The sequence below is a fragment of the Sphingomonas sp. 3P27F8 genome, assembly GCF_005502745.1.
Classification (GTDB): Bacteria; Pseudomonadota; Alphaproteobacteria; order Sphingomonadales; family Sphingomonadaceae; genus Sphingomonas.
Genome location: NZ_SCNL01000001.1, coordinates 231,546 through 252,610 on the forward strand (window position 1 = coordinate 231,546; position 21,065 = coordinate 252,610).

The window sequence follows — 21,065 nt, forward strand, 5'->3', positions numbered from 1 at the left end:
CCGGGGCCGCGGCCGGCTCAGCGATGGTCCTTCAACTCGTCGCCGACCAGCCGCACGACGTGCAGCACATTGGTGGCACCCGGCGTGCGGAACGGCACGCCGGCCATCACGATCACGCTGTCCCCCGCCGCCGCCACCCGGTGGCGCAGCGCCATGCGCTTCGATTTCGCGACCATCTCCTCGAACGATTCGACATCGCGGGTGTGCGCGGCGTGGACGCCCCACAACAGGCCCAGCCGCCGCGCCGTTTCCAGCCGCGGCGTGAGCACCAGCAACGGCACCGAAGGCCGCTCGCGCGCGATGCGGCGCGCGGTGGAGCCGGAGGTGGTGAAACAGATGATCGCCTTCGCCGATACGGTGCGGGCGATGTTCTTCGCCGCTTCCGCCAGCGCGTCTGCGGTGGTGGGGTCGGGGCGCATCACGGTGAAGTGCACGCGATCCCCGTGCATCGGATCGCGCTCCACCGCGTCGCCGATCGCGTTCATCATCGCTACCGCCTCGATCGGCCAGTCGCCCGCCGCGCTCTCCGCCGAGAGCATGATCGCATCCGCGCCGTCATAGATCGCCGTCGCCACGTCCGAGACTTCGGCGCGCGTCGGCGACGGTGATTTTATCATCGATTCGAGCATCTGCGTCGCCACCACCACCGGGCGGCCCATGCGGCGCGATACCTCGACGATGCGTTTCTGGAGCGGCGGCACGGATTGCGGCGGCAGCTCGACGCCCAGATCCCCGCGCGCGACCATCACGCCGTCGCACATGTCGACGATTTCCTCGAGCCGGTCGATCGCGGCCGGCTTCTCGATCTTGGCGAGCAGCGCCGCCTTCCCGCCGATCAGCCGCCGCGCCTCCGCCAGATCCTCCGGCCGCTGGACGAAGGAAAGCGCGATCCAGTCCACCCCATGCTCGCACGCGAAGGCGAGATCGCTGCGATCCTTCTCGGTCAGCGCCGCCATGGGCAGCACCACGTCCGGCACGTTTAGCCCCTTGTTGTCGCTGAGCGGCCCGCCGACCTCCACCCGCGTCACGATGCGATCGGGCGTGTGCGTCACCACGCGCAGCACCAGCTTCCCGTCGTCGAGCAGCAGCCGCGCGCCCGCCTCGATCGCGGCGAAGATCTCGCGATGCGGAAGCTGAACGCGCGTCGCGTCTCCGGGCACGGCGTCGCGATCGAGAACGAACGTCGCCCCCGTTTCCAGCAGCGCGCGACCGCCGGTGAAGCGGCCGACACGCAACTTCGGCCCCTGCAGGTCCGCCAGGATCGTGGTCGGCCGGCCGAATTTCTTTTCCAGCCCGCGGATCGCCGCGATCACGGGTATCTTCGATTCCTGATCGCCATGGCTCATGTTGATGCGGAAGGCGTCCGCGCCCGCCTCGAACAGCGCCGCGATCATCTCCGGCGTATTGCTCGCCGGCCCGAGCGTCGCGAGCACGCGTACCTTGCGGCTGCGGGGGCTGATCGCTCTGGTCATCTTGGTCCTCGTTTTACCCTTGCTCCCGCCTTAGAGTCATTTGATGACCGATCAAACCAGGAGTGAGACGATGGACCCGATCGATGCGATCGACGATGCGACCGCCGCGGCCGCGTTCCGCCGGCTGGTGCGCCATCTGCGCCACCGCGACGATGCCCAGAACATTGACCTGATGGGGCTCGCCGGCTTCTGCCGCAACTGCCTGTCGGACTGGATCGGCGAGGCGGGCGGGCTGGCGCGGGAGGATGCGCGCACGGCGATCTACGGCATGCCCTATGCCGATTGGAAAGCGGGCCATCAGCAGGAGGCGACGCCCGAGCAATTGCGCCGGATGGAGGAGAGCGTCGCAAAAAACGCCTCGTGATGACGCGGGCGTGAGCGGATGGCTTGTCGAACCTCGCGTCTCTCCCCTATCCCTTCGGCAACGAAGGGGCGCGCCTGAAAGCGCCCCGCCAACGGGAGTTTGAGGGGAATGCTGAAGACGTTGCTGATCGCGCTCGCGGTCTCCATTGCGGCGCCCGCCGCCGCGCAGACGGCCGCGCCCGGGAAGGTCATCTATATCCACGCCGGTGCGCTGCTCGACCGGCCCGGGCAGGCGCCGCGCGGCAAGAGCACGATCATCGTGCAGGACGGCAAGGTGGTCGAGGTTCGCGACGGCTTTCTCGTTCCCCCCGCCACGGCCGAGCTGATCGAGCTGCAGGACAAGTTCGTCATGCCGGGTCTGGTGGACATGCATGTGCACCTGTGGGGTATCGGCGGCGATCCCGTGCGCGCGCGCCTGGCAGAGATGACGCAGGACGACGCCGACGACCTGATCGTCGCGGAGGTGAATGCCCGCAAGACGCTGGACGCCGGCTTCACGACCGTGCGCGATCTGGGTGGCAATCCACGCGGTATCCGCGCGCTGCGCGACGCGATCGAGCGCGGCGATCTCGAAGGCCCGTCGATCATCAACGCGGGCCAGATGATATCGATCACCGGCGGCCACGGCGACGGCACGAACGGCCTGGCGGAGGAATGGGCCGATGCCGTCCACAAGCATCAGATCAACACCTGCGACGGGCCGGACGATTGCCGCCGCGCGGTGCGCGCGCAGATCGGGCTCGGCGCGCAGGTCATCAAGTTCGCGGCGACCGGCGGCGTGCTGTCGAACGTCGCGGGCGGCCTCGGCCGCGCGATGACGCCGGAAGAGATGCGCGCGATCATCGATACCGCGCACGGCTTCGGCCGCAAGGTGGCCGCGCACAGCCACGCGGCGGAAGGCACCAGGGCGGCGCTCGAGGCCGGCGTCGATACGATCGAGCACGGCACCTTTCTCGATGATGAGACGATCCGGCTGTTCAAGGCGAAGGGCGCCTATCTCGTCCCGACGATGATCGCCCCGGTCACCGCGCTGGCGCAGGCGCGCGGCGGGGCGCTGCCGCCCGCGACGATCCCCAAGGCCGAAGCCGCCGCCGCCGCCGCGCTGGCCAGCCATCGCAAGGCGATCGCCGCCGGCGTCAAGATCGCGTTCGGCACCGATACCGGCGTATCGAAGCACGGCGAGAATGCGCAGGAGTTCGCGCTGATGGTGAAGGCGGGGATGACCCCCGCCGCCGCGATCCGCGCCGCCACCATATCGGCGGCGGACGCGCTGGGGCGCGACGATATCGGCACGCTCACACCCGGCAAGCGCGCCGACATCATCGCGGTCAGCGGCTCTCCGCTGGAGGATGTGACGCGCCTCGAGCATGTCGCGTTCGTGATGCATCGCGGCATCGTCGCGCACGCCGCGCAATAAGCGTCGGCCATCATCGGCGCGCTCGCCCGGGGCGGCCCTGCGGCCGTTCCGGGCGAAGTGCTCTTCGGCGTTCGCGCGGCGTTGTCCTCGGCCGCTTTGGCCCTTATCGCGGGCGAAAATCCCGAACGGAGTGATTCATGACCGACAACGTTTCCGCCGACCAGCTGCGCCTGTTCATCGAGCGCATCGAGCGGCTGGAGGAAGAGAAGAAGGCCTTCGCTGACGATATCCGCGACGTTTACAGCGAAGCCAAGTCGACCGGCTTCGACGCCAAGACGATCCGCGCGATCGTGCGCCTGCGCAAGATGGAGAAGCATGCCCGCGACGAGGCCGACGCGCTGCTCGAAACCTATCGCAACGCCCTCGGGATGGCCTGAGCCGCCCGGTGGGCACGGGGGGCGCCGAGCGATGCTCCGCCCCCTCCCCTCGCCGCGGCGTGCTACGCGCGGCTGACCAGCAGCTTGTCGATCCGCCGTCCGTCGAGATCGACCACCTCGAACCGCCAGCCCTGTTCGACGAAGCTCTCGCCCTCGTCCGGCAACCGGCGGAGCACCGCCAGCGCCAGCCCGGCGGCGGTGGCGTAATCGCGGTCCTCCGGCAGATCCATGCCGAGCCGCTCGGCCAGCAGGTCCGCCGCCATCGTTCCCGCCACGAGCAGCGAGCCGTCCTCCCGCTCCACCACATCGGGGCCGTCGCCCGCATCGGCATCCGATACGAACGCCCCCGCGATCGCCGCGAGCAGGTTGGCGGGCGTCACAATCCCTTCGAAATGGCCGTATTCATCATGGATCAGCGCCATCGGCACCTCTGCACGGCGCAGCGTGTTGAGCACATCCATCGCGTCGATCTGATCCACCACCACCGGCGCCTTGCGCACCAGCCGGGCGAGATCGAGCGACTCGCCGTTTGACAGGGCCGCGGCGATATCGCGCGCCTGCACCACGCCGATCACCGCATCGATCGATCCTTCCGCCACCGGCAGGCGGCTGTGCGCGGTCGCGAGCATGCGCGCGCGGATCGCCGCATCGTCGAGCGCGACGTCGAGCCAGTCCACCTCGGTGCGCGGCGTCATCACCTCGCGCACCGGTCGGTCGGCAAGCCGCACCACGCCCGAGATGATCGAGCGTTCATGCTCCTCGATCACGCCTGATTTCGATGCTTCCGCGACGATCAGATGCAGTTCCTCCGCCGTCACCTGATCGGCGTTCTCGCGGTTCAGCCCGAGCAGGCGGAAAACGAGCGCGCTGGTCGAATCGAGCAGCCAGACGATCGGCTTGCCCGCAACCGCCAGCCACATCATCGGCACCGCGACGATCGCGGCGATCGGCTCCGGTGAGCGCAGCGCGATCTGCTTGGGCACCAGTTCGCCGACGATCAGCGAGGCGAAGGTGGTGAGGCCGATCACCAGCGCGAAGCCGAGGTTCTCCGCCAGATGATGGCTCATGCCGAGCAGCTCGAGCCGCGCGGCGGTCGGCTGGCCGAGGCTCGCGCCCGAATAGGCGCCGGCCAGAATGCCGATCAGCGTGATGCCGATCTGAACGGTGGAAAGGAACTTGCCGGGGTCGGCGGCAAGCACGGCGGCGGCGCGCGCGCCCGATTTCCCCGCGCGTGCCATCGCCTCCAGCCGCGCCTTGCGCGCCGAGACGATCGCCAGCTCGCTCATCGCGAATACGCCATTGAGCGCCACCAGCGCGAGGATGATAAGGACGTCGATCCAGGGGAACGGCGGTAACATGGTCTCATCCAGTCATGGCGATAAAAGGCGGGGACCACAACCGTTCTTGTCATCGCCGGTTCATCACGATGGCGGAACAAGTGGCCATATGCGCGGGTTCACCCGGCCAGGAATACAGGGGAGCATGATGGGATTCCGTTCGACGATCGCCGCCGGCGCGGCGCTGATGGCATTGCTAGGCACGACCGCGGGCTGCACCACCGATCCAGAAACCGGGCAGCAGCGCCTGTCGAAGACGGCGATCGGCGGTATCGGCGGGGCGCTGGGCGGCTATCTGCTCGGTGATCTTGTCGGCGGGCGGCATGATCGCACCGAGAAGATCGTCGGCGCCGGGCTCGGCGGTATCGCGGGCGCGGCAATCGGCGCGTACATGGACAAGCAGGAGCGTGAATTGCGCCAGCGCACCGCCGGCACCGACGTGCAGGTGATTCGTCAGGGTGACGATCTGCTGCTCAACATCCCGTCGGGCGTGAACTTCGCCTACAACAGCGCGACGGTGGAGCCGCGTTTCCAGCAGACGCTGGACCAGGTGGCTGGCGTCTTGTCCGATCAGCAGAACAACCGCACCTATATCGACATCTACGGCCACACCGACGCGAACGGCAGCGACGCCTATAACCAGGCGTTGTCGGAGCGGCGCGCGGCGGCGGTGGCGCTGTATCTCGAATCGCGCGGCGTGCAGGCGGCGCGGGTCGCCACGCGTGGCTTCGGCAAGACCCAGCCGATCGCCTCGAACGAGACGGAGGAGGGGCGCGCGCAGAATCGCCGTGTCGAGATCAAGATCGTGCCGATCGCGCAAAGCGACATCGGCTGATCGGCACGGCGCCGGTCAGCCGATCGCCTCCGCCAGCCGCTCGACCAGCGGGTGCGCGAGCAGCGAGGCGTCCGCGGCGAGCAGGCCAAGCTGGCGGACGTGATCGAATTCGGCCAGTTGACGCATCACGACACCCGCCCCGCCGAACGACGCCGGGGCGACGGTGACGCCCAGCCCGGCGGCCACCAGCGCGCGCGCGCGATCGTCGCTGGTGGTGCGCGCCGGGAAGAACGGGCGCACCCCGCGCGCGGTGAAATAGCGGCTCGTCTCGCTCAGCAACTCGCAGTGGCGGCGCACGATCATCGGCTCGTCCACCAGTTCCTCCGCCGCGATCTCCTCACGGGCCGCGAGCGGGTGAGCAGCGGAAAGCGCCATCATATAGCGCTCGCCGATGATCGGCCGCGCCGCGAACCGCGGGTTGCCGCGCAGGATGCCGAGTGCCACGTCGATCCGCCCGCGCGACAGGTGATCGACCAGCTCGCGCTCGCGCCCCTCGATCAGTTCCACCTCGTCGCCGTCGCGCGGCACGCTGCCGACGAAATCGGCCACCCACCGGGTCGGGGCGCTCGCGAGCACGCCGATCCGCAGCCGCCCCGTCACCCGCGCCGCGCTCGCCTCGCGCTCGGCCTGTGCGAACTCCGCCTCGATCCGCCGCGCACGGGCGACCAGCCGCGCGCCCGCCTCCGTCAGCGCAACCCGGCGGTTGGTGCGCGTGAACAATTGCCGCCCGAGCGCTGCCTCCAGCTTGGCGATGCCGGCCGACAGCGTCGGCTGTGACACATTGCATGCGGCGGCGGCGCGCGAGAAATTGCCCTGATCGATCACAGCGAGAAAATAGCGTAGCAGATAGCGGTCGATCATAGACGCCATCTATGACATGCCGCCGCGCCTTTCAATTTTCCTCGCGCGCGCCGGGCGGGTAGAAAGGCTGCACCAGTGCGGAGAGGAAAGACCGTGGAAGACCTGCATTCTCTCGGCGAGACCGCCGACATGATCCGAGCGACGACGCAGCGCTTCGCCAGCGAACGGATCGCGCCGATCGCGGCGCAGATCGATCGCGAGGATTCGTTTCCGCGTCACCTGTGGCCGGAAATGGGCGCGCTCGGGCTGCACGGCATCACCGTGGAGGAGGAATTCGGCGGGCTGGGCCTCGGCTATCTCGATCACGTCGTGGCGTGCGAGGAGGTGAGCCGCGCCTCCGCCTCGATCGGTCTCAGCTATGGCGCGCATTCGAACCTGTGCGTCAACCAGATCCGCCGCTGGGGGAACCCGGAGCAAAAGGCGAAATACCTGCCGAAGCTGGTATCGGGCGAGCATGTCGGCAGCCTCGCCATGTCGGAGGCGTCGGCCGGGTCGGACGTGGTGTCGATGAAGCTGCGGGCGGATCGTGTCGAGGGCGGATGGCGGCTTAACGGCACGAAGTTCTGGATCACCAACGCGGCCTATGCCGACACGCTCGTCGTCTATGCCAAATCCTCGCCGGAGGCGGGATCGCGCGGGATCACCGCTTTCCTGATCGAGAAGGATTTCGCCGGTTTCTCGATCGGGCAGAAGATCGACAAGCTGGGGATGCGCGGCTCGCCAACCGCGGAGCTGGTGTTCGACGATTGCCTCGTGCCCGACGAGAATGTGATGGGGCCGGAGAATGGCGGGGTCGGCGTGCTGATGAGCGGGCTGGATTACGAGCGCGTCGTGCTCTCCGGCATCCAGCTCGGCATCATGCAGGCGTGCCTCGATGTGGTGCTGCCCTATGTTCGCGAGCGCAAGCAGTTCGGCAAGCCGATCGGCGCGTTCCAGCTGATGCAGGGGAAGGTCGCGGACATGTACGTCGCGCTCAGTTCGGCGCGCTCCTATGTCTATGCCGTTGCCAAGGCGTGTGACGCCGGCCGCACCACGCGCTTCGACGCGGCGGGCGCGATCCTGCTCGCCTCCGAAAGCGCGGTGAAGGTGGCGGGCGAGGCGATCCAGGCGCTGGGCGGTGCGGGCTATACCAGGGACTGGCCGGTGGAACGCTATTGGCGCGATGCCAAGCTGCTCGATATCGGCGCGGGAACGAACGAGATCCGCCGCATGCTGGTGGGCCGCGAACTGGTGGGCGCGGCGTGAGCGCCCCCGTCCTCGATACGAAGCTGTCGGCGGACAGCGCCGATTTCCGCGCCAATGCCGCGCACAATCGCGCGCTGGCCCAGGAACTGCGCGCCGATGTCGCGAAGGCGGCGCTGGGCGGGAACGAGAAGAGCCGCGAGCGCCACACGGCGCGCGGCAAGCTGCTGCCGCGCGATCGCGTCGAGCGGCTCCTCGATCCCGGCTCGCCGTTTCTGGAGATCGGCCAGCTCGCCGCGTTCGATCTGTACGAGGGCGAGGTGCCCGGCGCGGGGATGATCGCGGGGATCGGCCGCGTTTCCGGCCGCCAGTGCATGATCGTCTGCAACGACGCGACGGTGAAGGGCGGAACCTATTATCCGCTCACCGTGAAGAAGCATCTGCGCGCGCAGGAGATCGCCGAGCAGAACCGCCTGCCGTGCATCTATCTCGTCGATTCGGGCGGGGCGAACCTGCCGCATCAGGCCGAGGTGTTTCCCGATCGCGAGCATTTCGGGCGCATCTTCTTCAATCAGGCGAACATGAGCGCGCAGGGCATCCCGCAGATCGCCTGCGTGATGGGAAGCTGCACAGCGGGCGGGGCATATGTCCCCGCGATGTCGGACGAAACGGTGATCGTGCGCAATCAGGGCACGATCTTCCTTGCCGGCCCGCCGCTGGTGAAGGCCGCCACGGGCGAGGAAATCTCGGCCGAGGAACTGGGCGGCGCGGAAACGCACGGGCGCAGATCGGGCGTGGTCGATCATGTCGCGGAGAATGACGAACACGCGCTGACCATCGTCCGCGATATCGTCTCCACGCTCCAGCCGCAGACGCCCGCAGCCGTCAATCAACGCGCGCCACGCGCGCCGAAGTTTGACGCGGAAGAGCTATACGGCATCGTGCCGCAGGACGTGCGCGCGCCCTATGACGTGCACGAGGTGATCGCGCGGCTGGTGGACGGCAGCGAATTTCACGAATTCAAGGCGCTGTATGGCTCCAGCCTGGTGTGCGGCTTCGCGCATATCTGGGGCCTGCCGGTCGCGATCCTCGCCAACAATGGCGTGCTGTTCAGCGAATCGGCGCAGAAGGGCGCGCATTTCATCGAACTCGCCTGCCAGCGGCGCATCCCGCTGCTGTTCCTCCAGAACATTTCCGGCTTCATGGTCGGCGGGAAATACGAGGCGGAGGGGATCGCCAAGCATGGCGCGAAGCTCGTCACCGCCGTCGCCACCGCCAGCGTGCCCAAGATCACCGTGCTGATCGGCGGCAGCTTCGGCGCGGGCAATTACGGGATGTGCGGCCGCGCCTATTCCCCGCGGTTCCTGTTCACCTGGCCCAACAGCCGCATCAGCGTGATGGGCGGCGAACAGGCGGCCAGCGTGCTCGCCACCGTGCATCGCGACGCGGACAGGTGGACGCCGGACGAGGCGGAGGCGTTCAAGGCCCCGATCCGCCAGCGCTACGAGGATGAGGGCAATCCGTGGCATGCCACCGCGCGGCTGTGGGACGATGGCATCATCGATCCCGCGCAGACCCGCGACGTGCTCGGCCTGGCGCTGGCCGCGACGCTCGACGCCCCGATTCCCGAAGCGCCGCGCTTCGGCGTGTTCCGCATGTGATGGGAGAAACCATGATCGCCCCGCTTCTCGCCCTGCTGCTCCAGGTCACACCCGTCGCCCCGATCGTGAAGGGCACCGGATTGCCGCCGTCCACCGGCGAGGAACAGGCGGTGCTGGCGGTCGCGACCAACCTGTTCGAAACGCTGAGCGCGCGCGACAAGGCGAAGGCGCTCACCTTCTTCCGCCCCGATGGCGCGGCGCAGGCGGTGGTCGAGAATCCCGATGGCTCGCGCAGCTACCGGCATATGACCTGGGCGCAGTTCATCGGCGGCATCCCCGATAGCGGCCCGCGCTTCGTGGAGCGGCTCACCGGCCCCGCGGTCGAGATCGACGGCGATATCGCGATGATCTGGAGCGATTATGTCGCAACGATCGACGGCAAGGTCGCGCATTGCGGCGTCAACCACTTCGACCTGATCCGGGAAGGCGGCCAGTGGAAGATCCTCAACATCACCTGGACACAACGGACAACGGGATGCGCGGCGGCATGATCAAATCGCTCCTCATCGCCAATCGCGGCGAGATCGCGTGCCGGATCATCCGCACCGCGCGGGCGATGGGCGTGCGTACGGTGGCGGTCTATTCCGATGCCGACGCGAACGCGCTGCACGTGCGGCAGGCGGACGAGGCGGTGCATATCGGCCCCTCCCCGGCGCGCGAAAGCTATCTCGTCGGCGAGCGGATCATCGCCGCGGCGCGGGCGAGCGGGGCGGAGGCGATCCACCCGGGCTATGGCTTCCTTTCGGAAAACGCCGATTTCGCGCAGGCGGTGATCGATGCCGGCCTGGTCTGGGTCGGCCCGAAGCCCGCCAGCATCCGCGCGATGGGCCTCAAGGACGCCGCCAAGCGGCTGATGCAGGAAGCCGGCGTTCCCACCACGCCCGGCTATCTCGGTGACGATCAGGCTCCCGGGCGGCTCCGGGCCGAAGCGGACGCGATCGGCTATCCCGTGCTCATCAAGGCGGTCGCGGGCGGCGGCGGCAAGGGGATGCGCCGCGTGGAGCGGGGCGAGGATTTCGCCGACGCGCTTCTCTCCTGCCAGCGCGAGGCGGCGTCCTCGTTCGGCGACGATCGCGTGCTGCTGGAGAAATACATCCTCTCGCCGCGCCACATCGAGGTGCAGGTGTTCGGCGATACGCATGGCAATGTCGTCCATCTGTTCGAGCGCGATTGCTCGCTCCAGCGCCGCCACCAGAAGGTGATCGAGGAAGCCCCCGCCCCCGGCATGGACGAGGCGACCCGCGCGGCGATCTGCGGCGCGGCGGTGCAGGCGGCGCGCGCGGTGGATTATGTTGGCGCTGGCACGATCGAGTTCATCGCCGACGCGAGCGAGGGCCTGCGCGCCGACCGCATCTGGTTCATGGAAATGAACACGCGGCTTCAGGTGGAGCATCCGGTGACGGAGGAGATCACCGCCGTCGATCTGGTCGAATGGCAGCTCCGCGTCGCCAGCGGCGAGCCGCTGCCCAAGCGGCAGGAGGAGCTGTCGATCAACGGCTGGGCGATCGAGGCGCGGCTGTATGCGGAGGATCCCGCGAAGGGGTTTCTGCCGAGTCCCGGAAAGCTCAATCATTTACGACTGGATCACCGTATCCGCATCGAAAGCGGGGTTGAGGAGGGTGATGTCGTCACCCCGTTCTATGACCCCATGATCGCAAAGCTCGTGGTGCATGCTGATACCCGTGAAGAAGCAAGGCTGGTGTTGATGGCGGCCCTCGATGCCAGCTATGTCGCACCGACAAAGACAAATGCCGGCTTTCTATATGCTTGCCTGGCGCACCGAGATTTCGCGGCTGGAGCAGTTGATACCGGATTGATCTCACGTGCCGGCGACGCGCTTTTGCCGTCCCCCGCTCCATCGCCGGAAGCAGTCGATGCAGCAGCCCGACGTTATCGCCTCGATTTTCTCGACTGGACTGAGATTAATTATACGCCCGCTGGCGTTCGGTTAGCAGCATTGTTTGGATTTCGTCTAAATAGTCACACAAAAGAGAGCATCAATCTCTATTACAGCGGCAAACATCTGGTTGGCTCCAGTAAGAATTACACCCGGCCTCACGGCATTTGCACTACAATGACACGTGATAGCGAGATTTTGGTTACCGAGAGGGGGGAGACTTATCTTTTTTCTGTTACTCAGCGCCCCAATTTATCTGCCGCCGGCGCCGCTGCAGACGGCGCGATCCTCTCGCCCATGCCGGGCCGCATCATCGCGGTGGAGGTGGCGGCGGGCGATACCGTCGCCAAGGGCCAGAAACTCGTCACGCTGGAGGCGATGAAGATGGAGCATAGCCTCGTCGCGCCGTTCGACGGGACGGTGGCGGAACTCAACGCCGCCGCCGGCGGGCAGGTGAGCGAGGGCGCGCTGCTGGCGCGGATCGAGCGGGGAGAAGGCTGATGGCCGGGCGCTTCTACGACGAATGGCGGGTGGGCGACCGGATCGAGCATGAGATCCGCCGCACCGTGACCGAAACGGACAATCTGCTGTTCTCCACCATGACGCACAATCCGCAGCCGCTGCATCTCGACGTGGAGGCGGCGAAGGCGAGCGAATTCGGCCAGATCCTCGTCAACGGCACCTTCACCTTCGCGCTGATGGTGGGGCTGTCGGTGGGCGATACGACTCTCGGCACGCTCGTCGCCAATCTCGGCTACGACAAGCTCGTCATGCCAAAACCCGTGTTCATCGGCGACACAATGCGCGCGACCAGCGAGGTGATCGCGGTGCGTGAGAGCAAGTCCCGCCCCGATGCGGGGCTCGTCACCTTCACCCACGAACTTGTCAATCAGCGCGATGAAATCGTCTGCCGGTGCGAGCGATCGGCGCTGCTCAAGCGTCGGGCGGCCTGATCGTTCAGCGGGAAGCGCGCCGGAGCGCTCATCGCAGCGAGCGCACCTAGCGCCGCGCGGCGAAGAAATCCCGCAGCAGCGTGCCCGCTTCACGATCGCCGATGCCGGCGAATATCTCGGGCCGGTGATGACAGGTCGGCTGCGCGAAGAAGCGTGGGCCATGTTCCACCGCCCCGCCTTTCGCATCGGCCGCGCCGTAATAGAGGCGCGCGATCCGCGCATGGGCGATCGCGCCCGCGCACATCGCGCATGGCTCGAGCGTCACCCACAGGTCGCAATCCTCCAGCCGGTCGCGACCGATCAGCGCCGCCGCCGCGCGAATCGCCAGCATCTCGGCATGGGCGGTGGGATCGTGCAGCGCGCGCGGCGCATTGGCGCCGGTGGCGATCACCGCGCCATCGCGCACCACCACGGCGCCGACCGGCACCTCGCCCTGTGCGGCAGCAACGGCCGCCGCATCGAGCGCGGCCCGCATATGAGGCGGAAGCGGGAACATCGCTCCCCGCCTACCGCCCGCCATGCGAGATTGTCTATCGAGACTATTGAGCGTTGTCGGCCGGCTTCTGGACCGAGACCTTCGGCACTTCGATCGTCTTCTTTTCGGTGCCCACGTCGATCTTGCCCACATCGGCCTTGAACGCCGGGGCCTGCCCGCCCTCCAGATGCGGCAGTTGCGCGGTGCGCGTCTGGTCGAGGTTGATGAACCCGGTCATGATGCCGACCAGGGCCACGAGGGCGACGACGCCCAGCAATACCAGAACAGCGCGCATGAATTTCTCTCCCGTGTTGATGCGATCGTGAAACAACGTCGCGCGCGGCCGGGAGTTGCACGCGCCGCGCTTGACGAAATGGCGGGGTCGCGTTAGGGCCGCGCTCTTTCCGGGCAACCGAAATTCAGGATTATATCATGTCGCGCATCTGCGAGCTGACCGGCAAGGGCCGGCAGGTGGGGAACAACGTTTCCCACGCCAACAACAAGACCAAGCGCACGTTCCTGCCGAACCTGCAGAACGTCACGCTGATCTCTGACACGCTGGAGAAGAGCGTGCGTCTGCGCGTATCGACCCACGGTCTGCGCTCGGTGGAGCATAACGGCGGCCTCGACAACTGGCTGGTGAAGACCGGCGACGAGAAGCTGTCGCTGCGTGCACGCCGCCTGAAGCGCGATATCGTGAAGAAGCGCGGCGCCGTCGCGGCGTAACGCTTTCGATTCGATTGCCGGCCGATCTGCGCGGCCCGCCCTCCCCAGCGGATGGCGGGCCGTGTGGCGTTTGCCGCGCGTCATCGCAGCCGGAATTTCATCAGATAGCTGCGCCGCAGCGGCATCTGATCGTTGTCGGTGGTGATCCACAGCATCGTCGCGCCGTGCTCGCGCGTGATCGCCAGCCCCTCGCAATTCTCGCTTGTCACCGGCGCAGCGAGCGTCGCGATCTCCCGCCCGCCGAGGCTGGCCCCGGCGCGAATCGCGGCGCGCGGGATCACCACCAGCTTCGCGGAGAAGCGCAGCCAGCCGTGATGGCGCCGATTGAGCACGATCAGATCGCCCGATGGCAGCACCGCCGCGTCGCTCGGGTCGTACCCCGCCGGCGGACGGTAGCGAAACCGCTCGATTCGCGTCGTCGCCCCGGCGGGGTCGCCCTGAAACAGCAACGCCGGCCGCGTCGCGCCGTGCGCGCGCTCCGCGATCGCGACGAACCTGCCATCGCGAAAGCGCGCGAGCGATTCGGCGCCGCTGTTGCCCCACCATGGCGCCATCGCGCGCGGCGCGCGATGCGCCTCGCCGGTTCGTAGCGTGGGATCGAAGCGCCAGATCTCGTTCGCCCGCTCGAACCCCACCCAGGCGCGGCCGGTCGCGGGATCGATCGCAAGCGATTCGCTGTCGCGATCCTCTTTCGACCAGCCCCGCCCCGGCCCGGCGCCGAGCGCGCCGGTTTCGCTGGACGCCGCGCCGTGCGCGATCCGCAGCAGCAGCCAGTTGCCCGAATCGCTCAGCAGCGTCGCGCGCCCGTCGGTCAGCGCCAGCGCGGAAAAGCCGCCGAAGCCCGCGGCCGGGCTGTCGATCGTCACCGCGGCCACCGGCTCCAGCCGCCCGATCCGCCCGGGCCAGCCGCCGCGCGGCACATAGCGCCGCACATGCACCGTCGCCCCCGGTGAAAGGCGCGCGACCGGATCGATCCCCGCGAATCCCGGCACGATCAGCAAGACGGCGGCGATGGAGGCGAACAGCGGGCGCACGCGATCCCGATAGCCCGGCGAACCCTGAACGGTCGATAACGGGCGCATTCAGGATCGGTTCGCGGCGAATCGGGCAGATAGTGTTTCGCCGATCCGGGAAACGCTCCCGCCATCGGCCGGAATTTTCGGGAGACGTTCGATGTTCAAGAAACTTTCACTGGCCGCCGTCGCCCTTTCGATCGGCGCGGCAACCATGGCCCCGAGCGCGGCGGAAGCGCAGCGCTATTACGGCGGCGGCTACGGCAATGGTTACGGCAACGGCTATTATGATCGCGGCTACAACGATCGCGGCTATGACCAGCGGCGCTACGACGACCGCCGCTACCACTATCGCGAGCGCCGCTGCTCGAGCGGCGGCACCGGCACCGTGGTCGGCGCGATCGCCGGCGGCTTGCTCGGCCGCACGATCGACACGCGCGGCGACCGCCTCGGCGGCACGCTGATCGGCGGCGTCGCGGGTGCACTGGCGGGTCGCGCGATCGATAAGTCTGGCAATCCGCGTTACTGCCGCTAAGCGGCACGCCCCTTTCCTCGGGTAGCGTATCGAGGACATTTCCCTCCAGTGGCGTAGCGAGGGCGCGGGCCCGTCTCCCCAGCGGAGGCGGGCCCGTTGTCGTATCGGGCCGAGCGCGCTATATCGCGCCCATGCGCCACGTTTCGCCATCGCGGACCAGCACTACCCCCGGATCTCCGGGGGGCCTGACGCGCATCGGCTGACGATCCGCGCTTCAGGCACCTTCCCGGGATCGGGAAGGAGCACGCGCCCGGCCTTCCCGTTTCCTGCCGCTTTCCCCGGGGCGTCGCGATGTGCATAAGCCCGCGTGAATCGACAGGATACGCCTTCACATGAACGACATGATCTCGATCTCGCTGCCAGACGGCTCGGTCCGCGCGATGCCGCCCGGCACCACGCCGGCGGATGTCGCCGCCGCGATCGGGCCGGGGCTGGCGAAAGCGGCGCTTGCCGCGCGGGTGGACGGCGAGCTGCGCGATCTCAATCGCCCGATCGAGCATGACGCGGCGCTCGCGCTCGTCACGGCGCGCGACGAGGCGGACGCGCTGGAGCTTGCCCGCCACGATTACGCGCACGTGCTGGCGGAGGCCGTGCAGGAATTGTTCCCCGGCACGCAGATCACCTTCGGCCCCTCCACCGACGACGGCTTCTATTACGATTTCGCGCCGAAGGATCGCCCGTTCACCGAGGAGGATCTGCCCGCGATCGAGGCGCGGATGCGCGCGATCATCGCGGCCGACAAGCCGCTGCGCCGCGAAGTGTGGTCGCGTGAGCAGCTCATCAGCCGCTGGAAGCAGCAGGGCGAGACGTTCAAGGCCGAATGGGCCGCCGAACTGCCCGGCGACGAGGAGCTGACCGTCTATTGGTCCGGCGACGACTGGCTCGACATGTGCCGCGGGCCGCACCTCGCCTCGACCGGCAAGCTCGCGCCCGATGCCTTCAAGCTGACGCGCGTGTCCGGTGCTTACTGGCGCGGCGATCAGAACAACGCGATGCTCAGCCGCATCTACGGCACCGGCTGGCTCAACAGGAAGCAGCTCGATCAGCATCTGTTCCGGCTGGAGGAGGCCGCCAAGCGCGATCATCGCAAGCTCGGGCAGGAGATGGACCTGTTCCACCTTCAGGCGGAGGCGCATGGCAGCGTGTTCTGGCATCCCAAGGGCTATGTCATCTGGCGCGAGCTTGAGGCGTATATGCGGCGCGCGATCGACGGCGCGGGGTATCGCGAAGTCAAGACCCCGCAGGTGATGGACGCGCGCCAGTGGGAGCAATCCGGCCATTGGGGCAAATATCGCGAGAACATGTTCGTCATCCCCGACGAAGTGCCCAATACCGAGGATGAAGGGCCGATCGTCTCCGATCACGCCGAATGGATGGCGTTGAAGCCGATGAACTGCCCCGCGCATGTCCTGATCTTCCGTCAGGGGATCAAGTCGTATCGTGATCTGCCGCTGCGCCTTTACGAAAACGGCTGCTGCCATCGCAACGAGCCGCATGGCGCGCTCCACGGGCTGATGCGCGTGCGCCAGTTCACGCAGGACGACGCGCATATCTTCTGCCGCGAGGATCAGATCGTCGATGAGGTGCAGGCGTTCTGCAACCTCGCCGATCGCATCTACAAGGATTTCGGCTTCACCTATTCGATCAAGCTCGCGCTGCGCCCGGAGAAGCGTTTCGGCAGCGACGAGATGTGGGACAAGGCGGAGAACGAGCTGCGCGACGCGGTCGCCGCCGCCGGGCTCAACACGCCGGAATATGGCTGGGAAGAACTGCCCGGCGAGGGCGCCTTCTACGCGCCGAAGCTCGAATGGCATCTGACCGACGCGATCGGGCGGACATGGCAGGTCGGCACGATCCAGTCGGATCGCGTACTGCCCGAGCGGCTCGATGCAAGCTACATCGCGGAGGACGGCCAGCGCCATCGCCCGGTGATGCTGCACCGCGCGATCTTCGGCTCGTATGAGCGGTTCATCGGCATCCTCGTCGAGCATTTCGCGGGAAAGCTGCCACAATGGCTCGCCCCGGTGCAGGCGGTGGTGGCGACGATCGTGTCCGACGCGGACGATTATGCGGTGCAGGTGGCCGCGGAACTGCGCAAGGCGGGGCTGCGCGTCGAGACCGATCTCCGCAACGAGAAGATCAACTACAAGGTGCGCGAGCACAGCATGGCCAAGGTGCCCAACCTGCTCGTCGTCGGCAAGCGCGAGGCGGACGAGGGAAGCGTGGCGCTGCGCCCGCTCGGCGCGGATGCAAAGCAGGAGGTGCTCGGGCTGGCGGCCGCCATCGAGCGGCTGCGCGATGCCGCGCGGGCGCCGGACCTCACCTGACGTTTACGTCAACGTCGCTGTCGCTTTGTGGCGAAAAGGGCGCAGCGCGCGCAATAAACGTGAAACCGGCATGACCGCGCCGTGACATGCGGCCCGGCTCGCGCATAACCTGCCGCCCGTGACCCCGTTCAAGAAGGGTCCGACCGGGAGATGGATTTTATGCGCAGTGCTGTTCTGCCGCGCCTGTTGTCGTGCGCGGCGCTCGTGGCCTCAACCCCCGCCGTTGCCCAGCAGGCGGCACCCGCCGAAACCGCCGCCGAGCGTGCGCCGGACAGCGCCGGCGATGTGATCGTCACCGCAACGCGCCGCGCCGAATCGCTGTCGAGCGTGCCGATCGCGATCTCGGCGGTGTCCGGCGATACGCTCCAGAACACCGGCGCGACCGATGTGCGCGCGCTCAACCAGGTCGCCCCCTCGCTGCTCGTTTCCGGCGCGACGAGCGAGGTGAATTTCACCGCGCGCATCCGCGGCATCGGCACGGTGGGCGAGAATGCCGGCCTCGAAAGCTCGGTCGGCCTGTTCATCGACGGCGTCTATCGCAGCCGCACCGGCGTCGGCCTCTCCGAACTCGGCGATATCGAGCGGATCGAGGTGCTGCGCGGGCCGCAGGGCACGTTGTTCGGCCGCAATTCCACCGCCGGCCTCATCAATATCGTCACCAAGGGGCCGGAGCTCGATGGCTTTCATGCCAAGGGCGCGATCACCTACGGCAATTACGATTACTGGCGGCTCGACGGCGGGCTGAACGCGCCGCTGTCGGAAACCGCCGGGATCCGGCTCGATGGCGTGTGGCAGCGGCGTGATGGCTATATCAAGGCGCTCACTCCCGGCCAGCCGGATATCAACGATCGCAACCGCTGGCTGGCGCGCGGCCAGTTCCTGTTCGAGCCGTCGAGCGATCTCAAGGTGCGCCTGATCGCTGATTATTCGAAGCGCGATGAGAATTGCTGCGGCGGCGTGCTGCTCGGCCCGACGCGCAGCCTGACGCGCCAGGCGGGCGGCGGGGTGGCGATCTCGCCGAACACGCTGCTGCCGCTGCTTCAGGCGCTCGGTGCCAATTATCCGACGATTCCGAACGGCGAGCGCTTCGTCTATGGCGTGCCCAACACGCCGGGGGTGCCCTATACGTCCAAAAGCGAGGATTGGGGCGTTTCCGGCGAGATCAACTACAAGCTCGGCAGTGCCAATCTCACCTCGATCACCGCCTATCGCGATTACAAGAACCGGCAGGGGCAGGATGGCGATTTCAACGCGCTCGATATTCTCGACCGGCAGAACCTCAACCGCCGCTTCCGCCTGTTCAGCCAGGAACTGCGCCTGCAGGGCGAGGCGCTGGACGGCCGGCTCGACTGGCTGATCGGCGGCTATTACTCCACCGAACGCCTAACCACCTCCGACGACATAAAATATGGCAAGGATTACGAGCGTTTTGCCAACTGTTTGCTAATGGCCAATGTACTACCGGGGGCAGTTCTCCCGTCGAATCAATATTGCATAAACGTGCCCGTGGTGCAGGGGACGATTGCAGCGCTGCCGCCGGGCACCGCGCGCTCTACGTTGCAGGCGCTTATCGCCAATCCGGCCCGCCCCGGCTTCGGCAGCCTGGCCGCAGCGCTAGGCCAACCCGCCATTTCGATCAATGGCACCGGAGCGAATGGGTCGAACTTCCGGCAGGACAGCTCGAACATTGCGGTGTTTACGCACAATACTTTCGACATCATACGCGACAAGCTGATGCTGACGATCGGCGCGCGCTACACGCACGAGCGCAAGAACCTGCAAGGCAACGCCAATTCTAACAACGCGCTCTGCCCGCTGATCGTGAATTCACCATTCCAGTCGCTGGCGTCGCTGGCGTGCGTCATCAACGGGACTGCCGTCAGCATCCCGGCCGGGTCGACCGGCTCGCGCTTCAGCGATGGCGAGTGGACGGGAACGGCGGTTCTGTCTTTCAAGCCGATCGAGCGGCTGATGATCTACGCCTCCGCATCCAAGGGTTACAAGGCGGGCGGTTTCAACCTCGACTATTCCGCGCTCGATCGACCGTGCTACACGGCTTATGATGCGACCTGCGCCGCGCGGCTCGCGCTTCCGGCGAACTCGCCGGGTAACGGCCGGCCTGAGGCTGCCGATCTCGCCTTCGCCAGCGAAAAGGTCAACGCTTATGAAGTCGGGCTGAAATGGAACGGGCCGGGCGTGGATATCAACCTTGCCGGCTTCTACCAGGAATATAGCGATTATCAGCTCAACACGTACAATGGCGTGAATTTTGAGGTCACGAACATTCAAGCCTGTAAGGATAATCTGAACGGCGGGGATCGGGATGCCTCGACCGTTACCGGATCGTGCGCGCCCAATCGCCTGCGGCCGGGCGTTATCTCCAAGGGCTTCGAGATTGAAGCGTTCATACGGCCAATCCGGCAGGTGTCGGTCAACATGGCGCTCACTTACACCGACGCCCAATATCGCAACAATCTGGTAGGGACCGGCGGGCGTCCGCTGTCGCCAGTGTTGTTCCAGCTTCCCGGTAACGAGGTATCCAACGCGCCGCGCTATACGGTCACCACAGGGGTGAGCTGGTCGCCGCAGCTCAGTGACAAGCTTTCGGCGCTATTCTATGTCGACGCGCGCCTGCAAAGCGATACCAACACCGGCTCCGATCTCGATCTGGAAAAGGTGCAGGATGCGTTTGTCGTCGTAAACGGCCGCGTCGGGATTTATGGCCCGGCAAAGAAATGGGGCGTTGAATTCTGGGCACAGAACATTTTCAACCAGCGCTACTTCCAGATCGGCGCGGATATGCCCCTTCAGGGCAGTGGCACTTATCGTTCAGTCGCGGCTCCGGCATCGTCCGGATTTGCGGGCTCGGCCAACCAACTGTTCGTCGGCTTCCCCGGTGAACCGCGCATGTACGGTGTCACGCTGCGCGGCAGCTTCTGAACAAGTGTGACTTCAGAGCACGGCCGTCGCTCCATTCGGGGCGTCGGCCGTTTCATATCTTCCGATTCCGCGCAGGAAGCCCTATATCGAGCGCAGTGAGTCAGCAGGAGAAGTACCTATCCGTCCGCCCATGATGCGCCGCCCGATGCAGGCGCCGCCAATGAATGGCCCCCGTTTCAACGAATGGATTCAGAGCCCCAAGGTCCGCGTGATCGATCATGAGGGCGAGAATCTTGGCGTGATGTACACGCGTGAGGCCATGGAGCAGGCGCGCGATGTTGGCCTCGATCTGGTCGAGGTGTCGCCCAATGCCGACCCGCCCGTCGCCAAATTTCTCGATGTAGGCAAATACAAGTACGAGGCGCAGAAGAAGGCGAACCTCGCCCGCAAGTCGCAAAAGACGCAGGAGATCAAAGAGATCAAAATGCGTCCGAACATCGATGATCACGATTACGATACCAAGATGAAGAAGGTGGTCGAGTTCATCGAAGAGGGCGATAAGGTTAAGGTGACGATGCGCTTCCGCGGCCGAGAGCTCTCTCACGGTCAGATCGGTATGGCGGTGCTGCAGCGCGTTGCGGAGCAGGTGGCGGAAGTGGCCAAGGTTGAAGCCTATCCACGAATGGAAGGCCGCCAGATGCTGATGGTCCTCGCACCGAAGTAGTTTTGGGTACGCCCCTCTCCGCTGGAGGGG

General features: G+C 66.6%; 20 protein-coding genes. 14 read left to right on the forward strand and 6 right to left on the reverse strand.

Features of this window, described 5'->3' with window-relative positions:
* Positions 1-17: 17 nt before the first annotated feature.
* Entirely contained in the window at positions 18-1,472 is a 1,455-nt protein-coding gene (gene pyk / locus FFS35_RS01100) for a pyruvate kinase (protein WP_137785265.1), read from the reverse strand.
* 70 nt (positions 1,473-1,542) lie between these two features.
* On the opposite strand from pyk, the gene FFS35_RS01105 reads away from it, so the two are divergent.
* The 3 genes from FFS35_RS01105 (at position 1,543) to FFS35_RS01115 (ending at position 3,629) form a co-directional block, all read left to right on the forward strand.
* Complete coding sequence (locus FFS35_RS01105; protein ID WP_137785551.1) at positions 1,543-1,836, forward strand: DUF1244 domain-containing protein; 294 nt, start codon at positions 1,543-1,545, stop codon at positions 1,834-1,836.
* A gap of 108 nt (positions 1,837-1,944) precedes the next feature.
* Entirely contained in the window at positions 1,945-3,252 is a 1,308-nt protein-coding gene (locus tag FFS35_RS01110; protein WP_137785266.1) for an amidohydrolase family protein, read from the forward strand.
* 137 nt (positions 3,253-3,389) lie between these two features.
* On the forward strand, positions 3,390-3,629 hold the full coding sequence (locus tag FFS35_RS01115; protein WP_137785267.1) for a DUF2312 domain-containing protein: 240 nt from the start codon (positions 3,390-3,392) through the stop codon (positions 3,627-3,629).
* A gap of 62 nt (positions 3,630-3,691) precedes the next feature.
* Here the strand turns inward: FFS35_RS01115 and FFS35_RS01120 are convergent, their stop codons facing one another.
* The gene (locus FFS35_RS01120) at positions 3,692-4,987 is read right to left on the reverse strand and encodes a hemolysin family protein (RefSeq protein ID WP_137785268.1); all 1,296 of its coding nucleotides are present in this window, start codon (positions 4,985-4,987) and stop codon (positions 3,692-3,694) included.
* A 127-nt stretch (positions 4,988-5,114) separates the two neighbouring features.
* Between FFS35_RS01120 and FFS35_RS01125 the strand changes: the two genes are divergently transcribed.
* Positions 5,115-5,801 (forward strand): OmpA family protein, encoded by a 687-nt coding sequence (locus FFS35_RS01125; RefSeq protein WP_137785269.1) that lies wholly within the window; start codon positions 5,115-5,117, stop codon positions 5,799-5,801.
* Positions 5,802-5,816: 15 nt separating this feature from the next.
* Here the strand turns inward: FFS35_RS01125 and FFS35_RS01130 are convergent, their stop codons facing one another.
* Positions 5,817-6,662 (reverse strand): LysR family transcriptional regulator, encoded by an 846-nt coding sequence (locus tag FFS35_RS01130; RefSeq protein ID WP_137785270.1) that lies wholly within the window; start codon positions 6,660-6,662, stop codon positions 5,817-5,819.
* 129 nt (positions 6,663-6,791) lie between these two features.
* Here FFS35_RS01130 and FFS35_RS01135 point away from each other — a divergent pair, with 129 nt between their 5' ends.
* The 5 genes from FFS35_RS01135 to FFS35_RS01155 are packed head-to-tail and all read left to right on the forward strand — an operon-like array spanning position 6,792 to position 12,355.
* Positions 6,792-7,907 (forward strand): isovaleryl-CoA dehydrogenase, encoded by a 1,116-nt coding sequence (locus FFS35_RS01135; RefSeq protein WP_137785552.1) that lies wholly within the window; start codon positions 6,792-6,794, stop codon positions 7,905-7,907.
* Complete coding sequence (locus FFS35_RS01140) at positions 7,904-9,505, forward strand: carboxyl transferase domain-containing protein (protein WP_137785271.1); 1,602 nt, start codon at positions 7,904-7,906, stop codon at positions 9,503-9,505. The genes FFS35_RS01135 and FFS35_RS01140 overlap by 4 nt, the downstream gene beginning before the upstream one ends.
* Before the next feature lie 11 nt (positions 9,506-9,516).
* Positions 9,517-9,996 carry a nuclear transport factor 2 family protein gene (locus FFS35_RS01145; protein WP_249341376.1) on the forward strand — a complete coding sequence of 160 codons (480 nt, stop codon included), beginning with the start codon at positions 9,517-9,519 and terminating at the stop codon, positions 9,994-9,996.
* Positions 9,993-11,903 carry an acetyl/propionyl/methylcrotonyl-CoA carboxylase subunit alpha gene (locus tag FFS35_RS01150; protein WP_137785272.1) on the forward strand — a complete coding sequence of 637 codons (1,911 nt, stop codon included), beginning with the start codon at positions 9,993-9,995 and terminating at the stop codon, positions 11,901-11,903. Before FFS35_RS01145 ends, FFS35_RS01150 begins: the two co-directional genes overlap by 4 nt.
* A complete protein-coding gene (locus tag FFS35_RS01155) occupies positions 11,903-12,355 on the forward strand; it encodes a MaoC family dehydratase (RefSeq protein ID WP_137785273.1) in 453 nt (150 codons plus the stop codon). Before FFS35_RS01150 ends, FFS35_RS01155 begins: the two co-directional genes overlap by 1 nt.
* 46 nt (positions 12,356-12,401) lie before the next feature.
* Here FFS35_RS01155 and FFS35_RS01160 read toward each other — a convergent pair whose 3' ends face one another.
* Together FFS35_RS01160 and FFS35_RS01165 are read right to left on the reverse strand one after the other, a co-directional pair.
* A complete protein-coding gene (locus tag FFS35_RS01160; protein ID WP_137785554.1) occupies positions 12,402-12,830 on the reverse strand; it encodes a nucleoside deaminase in 429 nt (142 codons plus the stop codon).
* A 64-nt stretch (positions 12,831-12,894) separates the two neighbouring features.
* Entirely contained in the window at positions 12,895-13,125 is a 231-nt protein-coding gene (locus FFS35_RS01165; RefSeq protein WP_137785274.1) for a hypothetical protein, read from the reverse strand.
* A gap of 137 nt (positions 13,126-13,262) precedes the next feature.
* Between FFS35_RS01165 and rpmB the strand changes: the two genes are divergently transcribed.
* A complete protein-coding gene (gene rpmB / locus FFS35_RS01170) occupies positions 13,263-13,556 on the forward strand; it encodes a 50S ribosomal protein L28 (RefSeq protein ID WP_137785275.1) in 294 nt (97 codons plus the stop codon).
* Between the two features lie 80 nt (positions 13,557-13,636).
* On the opposite strand, the gene FFS35_RS01175 is transcribed toward rpmB, so the two are convergent.
* Positions 13,637-14,638, reverse strand: coding sequence for an esterase-like activity of phytase family protein (locus FFS35_RS01175; protein ID WP_137785276.1), 1,002 nt, complete (start codon positions 14,636-14,638; stop codon positions 13,637-13,639).
* Between the two features lie 91 nt (positions 14,639-14,729).
* Here FFS35_RS01175 and FFS35_RS01180 point away from each other — a divergent pair, with 91 nt between their 5' ends.
* The 4 genes from FFS35_RS01180 to infC all read left to right on the forward strand — a co-directional run bounded on the left by FFS35_RS01180 (position 14,730) and on the right by infC (position 21,035).
* Entirely contained in the window at positions 14,730-15,104 is a 375-nt protein-coding gene (locus tag FFS35_RS01180; RefSeq protein ID WP_137785277.1) for a glycine zipper 2TM domain-containing protein, read from the forward strand.
* A 332-nt stretch (positions 15,105-15,436) separates the two neighbouring features.
* Positions 15,437-17,431 (forward strand): threonine--tRNA ligase, encoded by a 1,995-nt coding sequence (gene thrS, locus FFS35_RS01185; protein ID WP_137785278.1) that lies wholly within the window; start codon positions 15,437-15,439, stop codon positions 17,429-17,431.
* A gap of 159 nt (positions 17,432-17,590) precedes the next feature.
* Positions 17,591-20,371 carry a TonB-dependent receptor gene (locus tag FFS35_RS01190; RefSeq protein WP_137785279.1) on the forward strand — a complete coding sequence of 927 codons (2,781 nt, stop codon included), beginning with the start codon at positions 17,591-17,593 and terminating at the stop codon, positions 20,369-20,371.
* Between the two features lie 130 nt (positions 20,372-20,501).
* Entirely contained in the window at positions 20,502-21,035 is a 534-nt protein-coding gene (infC, locus tag FFS35_RS01195; RefSeq protein ID WP_137785280.1) for a translation initiation factor IF-3, read from the forward strand.
* Positions 21,036-21,065 lie beyond the last annotated feature (30 nt).